The following is a 16322-nucleotide window of genomic DNA, read 5'->3' as shown; positions in this document are numbered from 1 at the left end:
GGTAGCGTCAAGCCAGTGCAGCATCGACTGCCGGCACCAGCCGTTCGACGATGCGATCAATATCTGCTGCGGTACTGATGAAAGGTGGTGCGATCAGGATGTGGTCACCCTGCCGGCCGTCGACGGTGCCGCCCATCGGATAGACCAGCAGGCCGCGCGCCATGGCCTCGCTCTTGACGCGGCTGTGAGTACGCTTAACCGGATCGAGCGGCTGCTTGCTGTCACGATCGGCAACCAGCTCCACACCGACGAACAAGCCACGGCCGCGCACATCGCCGACGTGTGGATGATTGGCGAAAGCGCTGCGCAGTGTGGCGCGCAACTGCTCGCCACGCGCCAGCACGTTGGGCAGCAACTGCTCTTCCTTGATGGTCTTTTGCACGGCGAGTGCGGCGGCGCAGGCGGTGGCATGGCCGATGTAGGTATGGCCGTGCTGGAAGAAGCCGCTGCCGCCGACCACCGCGTTGTAGATGCGGTCGCTGGAAATCATCGCGCCGATGGGCTGGTAGCCGGCGCCGAGACCTTTGGCGATGACGAGGATGTCGGGCACGATGCCATCTTCTTCGCAGGCATACAAATAGCCGGTGCGGCCCATGCCGGACATCACTTCATCGAGAATCAGCAGCACGCCGTACTTGTCGCAGACGGCGCGGATCTTCTTGAAGTAATCGCCGACCGGCGGCACAGCGCCGGCGGTGGCGCCGACCACGGTTTCGGCAACGAAGGCCGCAACCTCGTCGGCGCCCAGTTCCAGAATCTTTGCTTCCAGTTCGTCCGCCAGGCGCTGCGTGTATTGCGCGTCCGATTCCCCGCGCAGTTGATCCCGATAGGCATAGCAAGGTGCGACGTGATGCGACGGCACCAGCAAGGGCAGGAATGCTTCGCGACGCCAGGCATTGCCGCCGATGGCGAGTGCGCCGAGCGTATTGCCGTGATAGCTCTGGCGGCGCGCGATGAAATGGCGACGGCTCTTTTGTCCGGTTTCCACATGGTATTGGCGCGCCAGTTTGAGCGCGGCTTCAATCGCTTCCGAACCGCCGGACAGGAAGTAGACGTGATTGAGATCGCCGGGTGCTGAGGCGCTCAGATTGTCGGCCAGTTCTTCCGCTACGTCGGTGGTGAAGAACGAGGTGTGGGCATACGCCAGTTGGTTGATCTGCGTGCGGATCGCTTCGATCACGCGCGGATGGCCGTGGCCGAGGCAGGATACGGCTGCGCCGCCGCAGGCGTCGATGTAATGCTTGCCGTTGCTGTCGATCAGCTCCATGCCGATGCCGGCTTTAGCGACGGGCATGGTTTGTTTGGGATAACGATGGAAAACATGTGTCATGGAGCTGGCCTCAGGCAAAGATTCAACGTACGAAAGTTCGACAAGCAAACGATTCGCCGTGCAGGAATTCAAGTTGGGCCAACTATAGATTGAATAAAATGCTTTTGCAACGTTTGTTGCATAAATATTTTATAGTGCATTTTTTGGTGCATTGCGGCACATGCGCGCACCAAATCGGACAGCGAATGAATTTGTCGGGAAATACTCTGAAGCCGGATGATCTGACGGTGCTCGCGTTTATTGCAGAACGCACACCTTTCCTCTGTCATCCCAGCGCACGCTGGGATCCGGCGTCTTGGCGAAATACCGGATAAACGACAAACGCCACTAGGCCCCAGCGTGTGCTGGGACGACGGCGAGAAGGAAATTGAGGAGGTCTAACGTTGCAACAACTGTTGCAGAGTGATCCGGCAGAACAAGATTACTTGCTGCCGGCCTTCACATAGGCGCCGCTTTGGTACAACTCATCCTCGGCCTGCTCCAGCCGCTTGACGGCCTTGTCGTCGTCGAGGGAGATGACCAGCTCGATCAGGCTTTCAGCGACCGCAACAGCAGCGGCCATGGAAGGGAAGAACGAGGGACTCTCGTGTGAGAACAGGATAGTGTGATCGGCCTGCAGCGCCACCGGTGCGACGGCGCTGTCGGTCAGTGCAATCAGCTTGCTGCCGGCGCGCTTGGCGGCTTCGGCGACCTGTACGGCTTCGATGGAATACGGTGCGAAGCTGATCACGATGGTCGCATCCTGTGCCGTGACGGCGCGCAGTTCCATCGCCAGCGAACCGGCGGTGCCTTTGATCAGCGTCACGCTCGGCCGGAACAGGCGGTACAGGTATTCCAGCATGAAGGCCACCGAATACGCCGCGCGGAAACCGGCGATGTGCACATGGCGCGCCTTGGTCAGTGTCTTGGCGGCGCGCAGCAATTCGTCGGCGTTCTTCGGTTCGGAAGCGTCGAGATTGGCGCGCTGCGCCTGGAAGATTTCTTCAATCAGGATATCGCTGTTGTTGCGCTTGACCAGGCTCTGCGCCTTGTAGGCGTACGCCTTGGGCGTAACAGCCAGACGTTCGACAAACAGCGCGCGCAGCTCACCCCACCCCGGAAAACCCAGATATTGCGACAGCCGCACCAGCGTCGACGGTTGCACACCCGCACGCGTGGAGACGGCCCGCATGGTCGATACCGCAACCTCGCCCGGATTGTCCAGAAGGAAGGCCGCCCCGGCCTGGAACTGCGGCCGCATGTCGGCGTAATTGGCGCGGATCAGGGCGTCGAGTTCGATAAAAGTGGTAGGTGTATCAGCGCCGGAGGCGCTGCTGACCAAAGAGTCTGTCATGGCGAATTGGTGAAAACGTTACCGATACCGACAGGTTGATTCGGCAGGTGATTCGGCAAATGCGTCTGCAGGTTAAGTGATGTTGCATTGTTTCACAAATTGCAGGAAGGCAGGAATCTGCAACATCGGTTCCAAACCTCACCCCAAACCTGACAATAAGATGACAACAAGAATGGGAATTGTTATCATTTGCAAATTCGTCGAGAAAAATATAGAAATAATCCGACATTTTTTCCACACACCCAGCTCTCGATCTGATCGTTGCCAGGCACAGGACAACGATAAATCCGAGGGAATCCACACATGTCTTACCGCTCGTTCAACGCGCGGCCGACAGCCATTTCGGCTGCGGTCGCCACTGCCTTGTTTTGCTATGCCAATCTCGCCACAGCACAAGAAATGGCCGCCACCTTACCTGAGATCAACGTGACGGCCAGCACTGAACAGACCGCGACAGGTGTGGTCAGTGGTTTCGTCGCCAAGAAAACCCTGACCGGCAGCAAAACCGAGACCCCCCTGCTGGAAACCCCGCAGTCGGTGTCCGTCGTGACGCGTGACGAAATGAATACTCGTGGCGCACAAAACCTGGTCGACGCACTGGCCTATACACCTGGCGTCGGCGCCCCCTACCCTGATCCCAACGGCGACTGGCAATACATCCGCGGCTTCTTTGCCTCGCAGTATCTCGATGGTCTGCGCATCGTGTATTCCGGCGGCGGCGGTGCGGTCACCATGCGTACCGAAACCTGGGGTCTGGAGCGCGTGGAAGTATTGCGCGGCCCGGCATCGGTACTGTACGGAACCAACGCACCGGGTGGTATCGCCAACTCGGTCAGCAAGCGCCCTACGACTGAACCGATCCGTGAACTTCAGGTACAGGTCGGCAACTTCGACCGGAAACAAGCGGCCTTCGACATCGGTGGTGCGATTGATGAAGACGGCAAACTGAGCTATCGCCTTAACGGCCTGATCCGCGATGCCGGCACCAGCGTCGACGGCATCAAGAACAACCGCCGCTACTTTGCGCCTGCAATTACCTGGCGCCCATCCAGCGACACCAGTTTCACGCTGCTGGCGCATTACCTGAGCGAAGACCTGAGTCCACGAAATTTCATCCCGTCCAAGGGTACGCTGTTCCTGAATCCGCTCGGCCAGATCCCGCGCAACCGCAATCTTGGCGAACCGGATTACAACGTCTACACCCGTGAGCAACATGCCATCGGCTATGCCTTTGAGCATCGTTTCAACGATGCACTGACACTGCGCCAGAACTTCCGCTTCACCGACGTCAACGCATACTCACGCGCGATTTCCCCAACTAGTTTTGCCAACCTGCAAGCCGACAATCGCACGGTGCTGCGCTCCGCTTCGCAAGCATGGCGCCAGAGCCAGACCACCAATGTCGACACGCATCTGGAAGCGAAATTCGACACCGGCCCGGTCAAACACACCAGCCTGGTCGGCTTTGACTATTCGCAGTACGAAGAAGACACCCGCAGCGCCAGCGCGACGGCGGCGTCGATCGACATCTTCAATCCTGTTTACGGCACCCGCCCGACCTCGGCATGGACCTTCGCGACGCCAACGCTGCAAAAGCAGGAACGCCCGGGCGTCTACCTGCAAGATCAGGCCGCATTGGGCAACTGGCGTTTCACGCTGGCAGGCCGCTATGAGCAGGCACGCACCAGTACGCGTAACCAGACCAACCTGGCCACGACCGCCAAGCTCGAAGACAGCGCCTTCACCAAACGCCTGGCCGCCTTGTATCTGTTCGACAATGGCCTCGCACCGTACCTGAGCTATTCGGAATCGTTCGAGCCGATCAGCGGCACCGACTTCTTCGGCAAGCCGTTCATCCCGACCAAGGGTGTGTTGTACGAAGCCGGCCTGCGCTACCAGCCCAAGAATTTCAATGCCATGTTCTCCGGCGCGCTGTATCAGCAAAAGCAGAAGAACAACACCATGACCGACCCGGATCCGACGCACGTCTGCACCGGTGGAACATTGTGCTCCGTGCAGACCGGTGAATTGCGTACGCAAGGTGTGGAGTTGGAAGCCAAGCTGACGCTCGATAGCGGCGTCAACCTGACCGCGGCGTATGCCTACACTGCCGGTAAATACCTGAAGGCCAGCGCCCCGGCGCAGGACAAGGCGCCCACTTCGCTGGCGCCGCACACCGCCTCGGTATGGGCGGACTACGAACTGAAAAACGGCCCCTTGAATGGCCTGGGATTTGGTGCGGGTGCGCGTTACGTCGGCAAGATGTGGCTGGATTCCGCCAATACGCAAAAGCTTCCGTCATTCACGCTGGTCGACGCCATGCTGCGCTACGACTTGTCGAAGATGGACCCGAAGCTCAAAGGTGCACGCCTGGCCTTCAACATTCAGAACCTGTTTGATAAAGTTTATTACCCCGGCATCTGCTCTTCCAGTTACTGCTTGTACGGCGAAGGCCGCACTACGACGGCAACGCTGTCGTACGGCTGGTAAGACAACCGTACACGACATCATCACCATGTAAAGAAATGATCCTGAACCCTGCACTCCGTTACCGTCTCGCCGTCGCCTCACGCGCAGTGGCCGCCATTGGCGGCGGCTATGCGCTCTCAGCGATGGCCGCCGCCCTGCTCGCCATCTTGTTGCCGATGGCTCCCGCCGAAGCGGTGATCACCGCCACCTTGCTGTCCTTCATCGTGTTTTGCTGTGCCGTCCTGTGGGTGTTTGCGGCGCGCACGGCGTGGCGTGCGTGGGCCGGCATTGTGTTGCCGGGCGCGGTGCTGGGGCTGATTCTGGTGGTGACGCCGATGCTGCGGAGCATGGCATGAGAGAAGGTTTTCGCCAATCGATGGCATGGCTGCATACCTGGTCCGGACTGCTGGTGTGCTGGGTGTTGTTTCTGGTGTTCTGCGCGGGGACGGCATCTTATTTCCGTGAAGAGATCACGCTGTGGATGAAGCCCGAGCTGCATGCTTCACACAGCGCCGACATCAGTACCGCACAGGCAGCACAAGTCGCGCTGACGGCCTTGCAAGTCAAAGCGCCGGATGCATCGCGCTGGTTCATCACATTGCCGGCGGAACGCAGCACGGCCTTGCGCATCGGCTGGATCTCTCCACCACCGAAAGATGCGCCGCCAAAGACCCGCGGCAAGTTCACATCGCAAGTCATCGATCCGCTGACAGGCGAAAAAATGCCCGACGTGCGCGAGACGCGCGGCGGCGAATTCCTCTATCGCCTGCATTTTGATCTGCACTACATGCCGCCGCTGTGGGCGCGCTGGATCGTCGGCTTCTGCGCGATGTTCATGCTGGTGGCGATCGTCAGCGGCGTCATCACCCACAAGCGCATCTTCAAGGACTTCTTCACCTTCCGCCCAAAGAAGGGTCAACGCTCTTGGCTCGACGCGCATAACGCCACCGCCGTGCTGGCCCTGCCCTACCATCTGATGATCACCTACACCGGGCTGGTAACGCTGATGTTCATGTACATGCCCTGGGGCATACAAACGGCCTACAAGGGTAATCAGGACAGTTTCTTCGCGGATGTTTTCCCGAGCGCCAAGAACGGCAAGGCGGCCGGCAAACCGATGCCGCTGACGCCGCTACAACCGCTGTTGGCAGAGGCCGAACAACGCTGGCATGGCATGCGTGCGGTGGGTATCACCATCAATCACCCCGGCGATGCCAACGCGACCATCCAGATTCGCCGTGAAGAAGAAAAAGGCTTGAATTACATCCAGCCCAGCGTGCAATACAACGGTGTCACCGGCGCGCTGATGAGCGCCGACGGCGAAGACATCGGCGGCGCCAACGCCACACGCGGTGTGCTGTACGGCTTGCACATCGGCCACTTCGCCAATCCGCTGCTACGCGTATTGTTCTTTCTGTGCGGCCTGTCAGGCTGCGCCATGGTGGCAACCGGGGCGTTGCTGTGGGCCGTGAAGACACGCCAGAGTCATGCCAAGAAGCTGGTGCAAGGCGGCCACATCGGAGTCGGATTTGGGTTGCGACTGGTGGAAGCGCTCAACATCGGCGCCATCGCCGGCCTGCCGATCGCCTTCGCCACCTATTTCTGGGCCAACCGCTTATTACCGGTAGCGATGGAAAAACGTCCCAACGCCGAAATGAACTGGTTCTTCATCGCCTGGGGCATCGCCGCCGTGCTGGCGCAGATCCGCCCCGACCGCCGCATGTGGCAATGGCAATTGTGGGTCGGTGCCCTGCTCTTCATGGGCATCCCGGTGCTGAATGTATTCACGACGTCATCGCATCTGGGTGTAACGCTGTTCATGGCGCGAGGCCCGTGGCCAGTCGCCGGTTTCGATCTCACGGTGCTGGCGCTGGGCATCGGCCTGGCATTTGCAGCCTGGCATCTGGGACGCAAAAAGAAAGCGGCAAAGAAGATTGGCAAAACGCATTCGCACAACAATGCCGACAATGCGAATGACACCAAATTGCAGGAGGCGGCATGATGAACTTCCTCCCCCTGCCTTTTCTGGCGACACTGTCGCTTTCCTACAGCGCGTGGGTAGCGGTGAGCCAGGCGATGGATCGCCACTACGCCGACATCCACGGCCGTGGCACCGAGCCGAGCGCACTGCTGCGCAAACGCGGCCGCCGGCTCGGCATGCTGGCGCTGACGGTCGCCTTCATCGTCTGTGTGCGCGACAGCGGCTGGGGTATCGGCCCTGTAACCTGGCTCGGCACCATGACCATCGCCGCCCTGCTCCTCGTGCTGCAGCTTTGCTATGCGCCGCGTTCGCTGCTGCGAACGGGGAAGCCCGCATTGTTGCTGGCATTGGTACTGACCATACCGGCGCTGGTTATCTAAGCTGGGAACTACGTTGAAAGCACGCACCGTGTTTCCGGCTGTTGGAGATCAACTAAATTTCCTGATGCAGAATTTTCCGACGACAACTGTCAAGGATTACTTGACAGCTCAATGTGAGAGATTGGGATAGATCGCTGCATTACAACCATTCTCTCTTTCACGCAGGTGTCGCCGCGCCCGGATCAACGGCGCGCCTACCGGCAGGCGCCAATGTGTGGCAAGTACGCATCATTGAGCGAACAGCCACTGGAACCACAGGCTCCTTGTTGGATTGCTTTTTTACTAACACCCTAAGATGAAGTTGACGCATTCCTGTGTCTCCTCATCGGTCGCAAAGACCGACTTGTCCGTTATCGCGTAATCGATGACGGACTTTTTTCGTGGGGCCGCATATGCTTTCAACGCCGCCATCAGAATGAGCGAATGACTCTCACGGTGACGTAAGGCAGGCGCTCAGTGGCGGCGGAGGCCCGCGCGCTGTGCAGGCGATGCAAGGTGATCTGATTGACTTCCGCGTGGCTGCCGGCGATGTGGTCGGTGATCAGCCTGACAGCTTCATCTCCGGCGCGGGCGTCGATTTGCGCAAGGATGGCGGCATGTTCCTCGTAGGTCGACCCCACGCAATCGCCGTATACAAAATCAAGCCGCCGCACGATGCGGATACGATCGGTGAGACGGTCGAAGGCGCTGGCCATTTCCTGATTGCCGGTGGCGCGCACCAGCGTCTGATGAAAGCATTCGTCCAGTGCGGCGACCGCGCGGCCGTCGGTCAGGCGTTGTTCTGCCGACACGCACCAGTCCGCTTTCAGCGCGTTGATCTGCGCCATGTCGATGCTGCGTTTTTCTGCTTCCGGCGGCGCGCACAACCGGGTGACGGCATGCACTTCGATCAGCTGGCGCAACTCATACAAGTCGGCGAAGCGTTTGAAATCCATCGGTACGACTTCCCAGCCGCCGCGCACATATCCCTGCATCAGGCCGTCGCTTTGCAAGCGTTGCAAAGCCTCGCGCACCGGTGTGCGCGAGACCTTGAAGTAAGCCGCGACTTCGGTCTCGGTCACCTGGTCGCCGGGCAGGAGACGCATTTCAAAAATGTCTTCACGCAAACGCGCGTAGACATACTCCGGCAAAGAGGCCTTGACCGGCTCTTCGGCGACGCTGTCAGACTGCGTCAGTGACGGATCGGGTGAGGCATGCATGAGCGGCGTGGCCTTATCAATAGGAATGGGTCTACCAGGCGGCGACGCAGCCGTCGGTGCGCGGCTCGGTACCGCCGCACAGCACACCGTTGGCATCACGCCAGATGATCTGGCCGCGTCCGAAGCCGAGTTGATTGCCCGACCAGCTGACCTGATGGCCCAGACCCGCCGGCCCCAATCCACGGAACAAATGTTCGGCCGTGGTGTGTTCGATGCTGACCTTGTTGCCGCTTTCCCATTCCCAGCGCGGTGCATCCAGCGATGCTTGCGGATTGAGGCCGAAGTCAACCGTGTTCATCACCATCTGCACGTGGCCTTGCGGTTGCATGAAACCACCCATCACGCCGAACGGGCCGATAGCCTGATTGTCCTTGGTCAGGAAGCCGGGGATGATGGTGTGATACGGACGCTTGCCCGGTGCCAGGCAATTTGGGTGCGCAGCGTCGAGCGTGAAATTGTTGCCGCGGTTGTGCAGCGAAATACCGGTGCCCGGTACCACCAGACCCGAGCCGAAGCCCATGTAGTTGCTTTGAATGAAGGACACCATGTTGCCTTCGTTGTCGGCCGTGCACAGATACACGGTACCGCCGCGTGGCGGATCGCCTGCAACCGGCAAGGTGGCGTGCGTACCGATCAGCTTGCGGCGCTCGTCGGCATAAGCATCCGACAGCATATCCTTGACCGAGACGCGCATGTGGTCGATGTCGGCAATATGCGCCAGACCGTCGGCATAGGCCAGCTTGATCGCTTCGATCTGGCGGTGATAGGTTTGCAGCGTGTCGCGCTCGCTGAAGTCGAATCCCTTCAGCATGTTCAGCGCCAGCAAGGCCACCAGGCCATGGCCGTTCGGTGGAATTTCCCAGACGTCGTAACCGCGATAATTGGACGAGATCGGATCGACCCATTGCGGACGATAGTTGGCCAGATCCGACACGTCCATGTAACCGCCCGCAGCACGAATGAAGGCTGCGGTCTTCTCCGCCAGCGCGCCCTGATAGAAGCTGCGTGCGTTGTCGTCGGCAATCGATTGCAGCGTGGTGGCGTGTCCCTGCGAACGCCACATTTCACCGGCCTGCGGCGCGCGGCCGGAGCCGTCGAGCGCGCCGAAGGTATCGAACCACGATTTGAAATGCTCTTCTTTGAACTCGCGTGTGAAAGTCTTGTAGGCCTGTTGCCATGCAAACGCCACCACCGGCGAAATCGGGAAGCCATCCTGCGCCAGGCTGATGGCACCGGCCATCGAACGCGACAGAGGCATGCGGCCAAAGCGTTCAGCCATGGTGACCCAGGCCGACGGCGTGCCGGGCACGGTGACGGGCAGGGCGCCGTACTTCGGCACTTCCTTGTGACCGGCGGCGGTCAGTTTATCGAGCGACATCGCCATCGGCGCCGGACCACTGGCGTTCAATCCATGCAGTTGTCCCTTGTGCCAGATCAGCGCGAACGCGTCGCCGCCGATACCGTTGGCAGTTGGCTCCACCACGGTCAATGCAGCAGCGGCGGCGATGGCCGCATCGATGGCGTTGCCGCCCGCTTGCAGCACTTGCAGACCGGCTTGTGCAGCCAGCGGCTGCGAGGTCGCGACCATGCCGCGATTGGCGAAGACCGCGCTGCGGCGCGAGGCGTAAGGATAGTGATTGGCGTTGAAGGTTGGCATGGGATGCTTTCGTATTTTCTGGTCGTGACGAATGAAAAAGTTTAACGATACAAATGACAGGCAACGTATTCGCCCGGTGCAGTTTCGACGCGGGGCGGTGTTTCGGTTTTGCAGACATCCATGCAGGACGCGCAGCGCGGATGAAAATGGCAGCCGGTCGGCGGTGACGCCGGATTGGGAATACCACCTTTGAGCACGATGCGTTCACGCACCTGATCGGGATGCTCACGCGGGATCGCCGACAGCAATGCCTGTGTGTACGGATGCTTGGGCGCGCTGTAGACGCTCTCGCAGCTGCCGTATTCGACCATGCGGCCGAGATACATCACGCCGATACTGTCGCTGACATGACGGATCACGGCGAGATCGTGCGAAACAAACAGGTAGGTGAGGGCGAAGTCCTTTTGCAGTGCTTGCAAGAGATTCAGAATTTGTGCCTGGATCGATACATCCAGCGCCGATACAGCCTCATCGGCGACCACCAGTTTCGGACGCGTGATGATCGCGCGCGCAATGCCGACGCGCTGACGCTGGCCGCCGGAAAACTCATGCGGATGACGGCTGGCGTAGGCCTGATTCAAACCCACGACGTCGAGAATCTCGGCGACCTTGCGCTTGCGCGTGGCGCGGTCGAACAAGCCATGCACGATCAGCGGCTCTTCCAATACTTCGCCGATGGTCATGCGTGGATTGAGCGAGGCGAAGGGATCCTGAAACACCATCTGCATATTACGGCGCATGCTGCGCAGGGCAGAGGAGGGCATCGTGGAAATCTCTTCGCCCATGAAGTTGACGCTGCCGGCAGTTGGTTCGATCAGGCGCAGCACGCTGCGGCCGGTAGTCGACTTGCCGCAGCCGGATTCGCCGACCAGACCGAGGGTCCTTCCTTCCTCGATGGAGAACGAGACATCATCCACCGCCTTGACCGGCGGTGCGCCGCGCTTGCTGGAAGCAAAATGTTTTTTCAGTCCGGAAACCTGGAGCAGGGGAGCAGTCATCACAGCCTCTTCAATTCGGATACCAGCAACGCGCCAGATGGCCATCGCTCACTTTGTCCAGCGTCGGCGCATCGGTGATGCAGCGCTCTTGCGCCTTCGGACAACGCGCAGCAAAGCGGCAGCCGAACTCGACCGAACCCGGCAGCGGCACCGAGCCGGGAATCGCTTCCAACGGCTCGCCGGGCGTGGCATCGAGGGCAGGGCGGGCGCGCATCAGCGCCTGGGTATAGGGATGAGCGGGCGCGTCGAACAACTCGCGCACGCTACTTTGTTCGACCACCTGTCCGGCATACATGACGACCACGCGATCGCACATTTCCGCCACCACGCCGAGGTCGTGCGTGATCATCAAAATCGCCGTGCCGTGCTCACGCTTGAGCTCGCGCATCAGATCAAGAATCTGCGCCTGTATCGTCACGTCGAGCGCGGTAGTCGGCTCATCGCAAATCAGCAGGCCCGGATTGCACAGCAGCGCCATGGCGATCATCACACGCTGGCGCATGCCGCCGGACAGGCTGTGCGGGTAGTCGTTGACCAGTTGCTCGGCGCGCGGCAAACCCACCCGTTGCAGCATGGCGATGACTTGCGCATCGATCTGCTTGCGATTGAGATCACTATGCACGCGCAACATTTCGCGCAACTGATCTCCGATGCGATGCAGAGGGTTGAGCGAGGTCATCGGCTCCTGGAAGATCATCGCGATTTCTTTGCCGCGCATGCCACGCAAAGTTGCGTCGTCGGCTTCCAGCAGATTGTTGGCGGCGATGCCGTCGTTGTAATTAATGGTGCCGCTGAGCTGCGCCTTGCTGGCCAGAGGAAACAGCCGCAGGATCGACAGTGCGGTAACACTCTTGCCGCAGCCGGACTCACCGAGCAGACCGACGGTTTCATTTGCGCCGACGGAAAACGAGACCCCGTCAACAGGCGCGACACGCTTGCCGTTGCGGACGAATTCGACTTTGAGATTATTGACTTCCAACATGGCCGGTTCTCTTTAACGGTATAACTTGGGATCGAAGACTTCGCGGATGCCGTCGCCCAGCAAATTGAAACCCAGCACCACCGCAAAGATCGCCACGCCCGGCCACAGGGCCAGCGTGGGGTTGGTATTCAGATAGCCTTGTGCGATGTGCAGCATCGAGCCCCAGCTCGGGTCTTCCGGCTTGGCGCCGAGGCCGAGATAGGACAAGCCCGCTTCGGCGATGATTGCGGAACCCATGGCGAAGGTCGCTTGAATCACCAACGGCGCCATCGCGTTCGGCAGCACATAGCGCCACATGATGCGCATGTGACCAGCGCCGACAGAGCGCGCCGCCATGACGTAATCAAGATTGCGGATACTGAGTGCCTGACCGCGTGCAAGACGGATGAAGGCCGGCGCAAAGCCGATGCCGACCGCCACCATGGCGTTGTAGAAACCACCTCCCAGAGCTGCCGCCAAGGCCAGTGCAAGAATCAGTGAAGGGAAGGCCTGCAGCGCGTCAACGATGCGCATCACCACCCATTCATCCCAGAAGCCGCGGAAGTAGCCGCTGGCAATGCCGACCGGCACGCCGATGCAAAACGCCAGGCCGACCGCGATCAGCGCTGCTTGCAGCGAGATGCGCGCGCCGTACAGCATGCGTGAAAAGATATCGCGGCCCAGATCGTCGGTGCCCATCCAGTGCATCGCATCCGGACCGGCCAACAGATTGCCGTAGTCCTGATCGAAGATCGGATCATTGGTCGCCAGCAGCGGCGCGAAGATCGCGACCAGCACCAGCAGCAGAATGATGGCTGCACCAACCACGGCCAGACGGTTGCCGGCAAAGCGGCGCAAGCCGACGAAACGTTGCTGGCGCGGCAGGGCCTCGGCTTCTACACTGGCTCCTGCTGCTGCACCAGTTTTCTTTGCGATGGTTTGATCCATGTCTGTCCTCATTTCGCGATGCGCGGGTCGATGACGCTGTACAGCACATCCACCACCAGATTGACGATCACGACCATCAGTGCCGCCGCCAGCACACCGCCCTGCACCATGACGTAGTCGCGCTGGAAGATGGCGTCGACGATCATCTTGCCCATGCCGGGAATACCGAAAATGCTCTCGGTAATCACCAGGCCGCCGAGCAGACCCGACACCATCAGACCGCTGGCCGTCACCACCGGAATCAGCGCATTGCGCAGCGCGTGGCCGATCACGACTTGCCAATCCTTGAGACCTTTGGAGAAAGCGGTGCGGATGTAATCTTCATTGAGTACTTCGAGCAGGCTGCTGCGTACCATGCGCATCAGGATCGCCGATTCACGCAGCCCGGTGGCCAGCACCGGCATGCACATCGCCGCCAGATTGCCACGCCAGTCTTCCGTGAACGGCACGTAGCCCGAGGCCGGCAACCAGCCGAGTTTGACCGCGAACAGGATGATGAACATCATGCCCAGCCAGAAGTGCGGCACCGACATGCCGAACAGCGCCACCAGCGTGCTGAAATAATTGGCGATGCCGCGCGGACGCACCGCCGCCATGATGCCGGCCGGCACCGCGATCAGGATGCCGACGGCAAAACTGCCGAGCGCCAGTTCGATCGTCACCGGCAGGCGTTGCATCAATACGTCGATGACCGGCGTGCGGTCGATGAAAGAGCGGCCGAGATCGCCATGCAACACGCCGCCGAGCCAGCGTCCGTATTGCATGTACAGCGGGTCATCGAGACCGAGTTGTGCGCGCAATGCCAGCGCGGCTTCGGGTGTGGCTTCCTGGCCGAGGATCGCGGTCACCGGATCGCCCGGCAGAATCGCCAGCAGGGAAAAAATCACCATGCTGACCAGCAGCAGGGTGGGGATGACCAGCAGGATGCGCTTGAGTAGTGGGGACATGGGCAGCTTCAGCCGGAGCAGCACGCGCAGACCCTCGTCCGCACGGCACAGCAAACACATTGAGAACCGCGCAAGCGCGGACCGAAAAAACTGATGCAGTGCAAAGGAGCCTGACGCTTCGCTCTCACTGCCAACACAACACAACACCGCTGTCGTCCTGACGAAAGTCAGGACCCAGCGTCGTAGCAACGTTCGTCACGACACTGGGTTCCAGCATGCGCTGGGACGACGGCAAGAAAAGGAAGATAAAGCATCCCTCTCACCGCCAATTTACTTCGCCAGCGTCGCCGTGCGGATCACGCCATCCGGCACATACCGGAAACCCTTGACCGCTTTGGAGATGCCGAACAACACGTTGTCGTGGTTCAGATAGATGTAGGGCACGTCCTTCACCAGAATCTGCATGGCCTGATCGTAGACCGCCTTGCGCTTGGCTTCATTACCTTCCAGACGCGCTTGCTGCAACAGGTCATCGACTTCCTTGGTGCCGTACTTGGAGTAGTTCAGCGAACCGTTGGTGACCACGAAGTCATAGACGTTCTGATCCGGATCGGGACGACCGCTCCAACCGACGAACAAGCCTTCATAAGTGCCGGCTTTGCCCGACTCGATCTGGGTCGCCAGTTCGGCTTTTTCCAGCGTGACAGTGATACCCGCCGGACGCAGCATGCCCTGAATCATCTGACCGACTTGCGACTCATACGGTGTGGTCGGCAGCGTCAGCTTGAAGCTGAAACCGCCTTCTTTGCCCGCTGCCTTGAGCAGAGCCTTGGCGCGTGCAACATCGACCTTCGGCGGTGTGTCCGCGTCGCCGTGTGCAAACTGCGCCTTGCTGAACGGCGAATGGCTGGCGACGACGGCGCCGTTGTAGACCACCTTGGCGATGGCGTTGCGGTCGATCAGGATATCGACGGCTTCACGCACTTCCTTCTTGTCGAACGGCGGCTTGGACGTATTCAGATAGAAGCCGCGGAAACCCAGCGAAGGCTTGTTGATGACCGCGTACTTGGCGCCGGCTTCGATGTTGGTGATTTCCTTGTACGGAAAACGGTTGGTGATATCGACCTGGCCGCTGCGCAGATTGTTGAAGGCAACATTGACGTCGCTCATGATCTTGTACGTCACGCCGTCGGCTTTAGGCAGACCGGCTTGCCAGTAGTGCGGATTCTTTTCCAGCGTGATGGTGGCGCCTTTGAGTCGGCCCTTGTAGATGAAGGGGCCGGTGCCGACCGGATTGTTGACGTAGTCATCGCCGAATTTCTTCACCGCGTCCGGCGAAGACATCATGCCGGCGCGATCAGTGAGGATGGACATGAACGGTGCGAAAGGCGTCGTCAGTTCCAGCTTGACGGTGGAGTCGTCGACCACGGTGATTTGCTTGATGTATTTGAGCTCGTTGCGACGCAGAGAGCTTTTCTCCTGGCCGCGCAGCAGGTTGAATTCCACCGCCTTGGCATTGAACGGCGTGCCGTCCTGGAATTTCACGCCCTTTTGCAGATACAGCGTGTAAGTCTTCTGGTCGTCGGAGATCGTCCAGCGTTGCGCCAGCATCGGCACGATCTTGCCGTTTTCATCCAGATCCACCAGCTTGTCGAAAATGCTTTGATACACCATGCGCTCGGCGATCATCGACGATTGCGTCGGATCGAGCTTGCCCGGGTCGTCATCGAGCGAGATATTGATGGTGGCTGCCACGGCAGCATAGGAGGTTGCAGTCAGCAAACCGGCCGCAACCAGTTGCTTGAAAAGACGTTGAAGCGGGAGAAAAGACGGGTTCATCGTTGTTCCTTTAAATGTAGGCACCAATGTATACATCAAAGTAGACATGCATTTATCGTGCCATATCTTGGAAGGAAACGACATGGAAAAACGGAGACGAGCGGCTATTTCTGTTTTAAAAACAACGATTTACCGAAGGTGCTGCTGAGATTTTTGACCGCTGCACCGCACAAGAAAACCCTCTTAAAGGGCTAATTATTGCTTTGCAGCATGTGCAATCCCGGAAAGGAAAAACTGAAAAAAGGCCCGCGCATGGTGCATCGTCTGAGTCAGCAGGAACTGGTCGACACTGAAATGGTGCGGAGCATTTTTGCATGACGGCAATACAACCACGCGGCGG

The 16322-nt window shown here is 59.6% G+C and carries 13 protein-coding genes; 4 read left to right on the top strand and 9 right to left on the bottom strand.

Annotation, left to right across the window (positions count from 1 at the left end):
- Window positions 1-7: 7 nt before the first annotated feature.
- Both PQR63_RS02145 and PQR63_RS02140 read right to left on the bottom strand, forming a co-directional pair.
- A complete protein-coding gene (locus PQR63_RS02145; RefSeq protein WP_408165223.1) occupies window positions 8-1330 on the bottom strand; it encodes an aspartate aminotransferase family protein in 1323 nt (440 codons plus the stop codon).
- Between the two features lie 421 nt (window positions 1331-1751).
- Window positions 1752-2663: a MurR/RpiR family transcriptional regulator gene (locus tag PQR63_RS02140; protein WP_408165221.1), complete on the bottom strand. Its 912-nt coding sequence runs from the start codon at window positions 2661-2663 to the stop codon at window positions 1752-1754.
- A 303-nt stretch (window positions 2664-2966) separates the two neighbouring features.
- On the opposite strand from PQR63_RS02140, the gene PQR63_RS02135 reads away from it, so the two are divergent.
- From PQR63_RS02135 to PQR63_RS02120, 4 genes are read left to right on the top strand one after another with little or no spacing between them, the layout of a single operon-like run.
- A complete protein-coding gene (locus PQR63_RS02135) occupies window positions 2967-5153 on the top strand; it encodes a TonB-dependent siderophore receptor (protein WP_408165219.1) in 2187 nt (728 codons plus the stop codon).
- A gap of 35 nt (window positions 5154-5188) precedes the next feature.
- Entirely contained in the window at window positions 5189-5488 is a 300-nt protein-coding gene (locus PQR63_RS02130; protein ID WP_408165217.1) for a DUF3649 domain-containing protein, read from the top strand.
- Window positions 5485-7134 (top strand): PepSY-associated TM helix domain-containing protein, encoded by a 1650-nt coding sequence (locus PQR63_RS02125; protein ID WP_408165215.1) that lies wholly within the window; start codon window positions 5485-5487, stop codon window positions 7132-7134. Before PQR63_RS02130 ends, PQR63_RS02125 begins: the two co-directional genes overlap by 4 nt.
- Window positions 7134-7493, top strand: coding sequence for a DUF3325 domain-containing protein (locus PQR63_RS02120; RefSeq protein WP_408165213.1), 360 nt, complete (start codon window positions 7134-7136; stop codon window positions 7491-7493). Before PQR63_RS02125 ends, PQR63_RS02120 begins: the two co-directional genes overlap by 1 nt.
- A 410-nt stretch (window positions 7494-7903) precedes the next feature.
- On the opposite strand, the gene PQR63_RS02115 is transcribed toward PQR63_RS02120, so the two are convergent.
- The 7 genes from PQR63_RS02115 to PQR63_RS02085 all read right to left on the bottom strand — a co-directional run bounded on the left by PQR63_RS02115 (window position 7904) and on the right by PQR63_RS02085 (window position 15982).
- Entirely contained in the window at window positions 7904-8692 is a 789-nt protein-coding gene (locus PQR63_RS02115) for a GntR family transcriptional regulator (protein ID WP_408165211.1), read from the bottom strand.
- Between the two features lie 31 nt (window positions 8693-8723).
- On the bottom strand, window positions 8724-10349 hold the full coding sequence (locus PQR63_RS02110) for a gamma-glutamyltransferase family protein (protein ID WP_408165209.1): 1626 nt from the start codon (window positions 10347-10349) through the stop codon (window positions 8724-8726).
- A gap of 41 nt (window positions 10350-10390) precedes the next feature.
- Window positions 10391-11347, bottom strand: coding sequence for an ABC transporter ATP-binding protein (locus PQR63_RS02105; RefSeq protein WP_408165207.1), 957 nt, complete (start codon window positions 11345-11347; stop codon window positions 10391-10393).
- A gap of 10 nt (window positions 11348-11357) precedes the next feature.
- Window positions 11358-12329, bottom strand: a complete 972-nt coding sequence (locus PQR63_RS02100) for an ABC transporter ATP-binding protein (RefSeq protein ID WP_408165205.1) — start codon at window positions 12327-12329, stop codon at window positions 11358-11360.
- Between the two features lie 12 nt (window positions 12330-12341).
- The gene (locus PQR63_RS02095) at window positions 12342-13256 is read right to left on the bottom strand and encodes an ABC transporter permease (protein ID WP_408165203.1); all 915 of its coding nucleotides are present in this window, start codon (window positions 13254-13256) and stop codon (window positions 12342-12344) included.
- An 8-nt stretch (window positions 13257-13264) separates the two neighbouring features.
- Window positions 13265-14203 (bottom strand): ABC transporter permease, encoded by a 939-nt coding sequence (locus tag PQR63_RS02090; RefSeq protein WP_408165201.1) that lies wholly within the window; start codon window positions 14201-14203, stop codon window positions 13265-13267.
- A gap of 270 nt (window positions 14204-14473) precedes the next feature.
- A complete protein-coding gene (locus tag PQR63_RS02085) occupies window positions 14474-15982 on the bottom strand; it encodes an ABC transporter substrate-binding protein (RefSeq protein WP_408165199.1) in 1509 nt (502 codons plus the stop codon).
- Between the last annotated feature and the right edge of the window lie 340 nt (window positions 15983-16322).

Source organism: Herbaspirillum rhizosphaerae (assembly GCF_046025915.1).
In the GTDB taxonomy this organism is placed as follows: Bacteria; Pseudomonadota; Gammaproteobacteria; order Burkholderiales; family Burkholderiaceae_D; genus Herbaspirillum; species Herbaspirillum rhizosphaerae_A.
The sequence above is the reverse complement of the archived record's forward strand: the minus strand, read 5'-3'. Positions and strand labels throughout refer to the sequence as shown.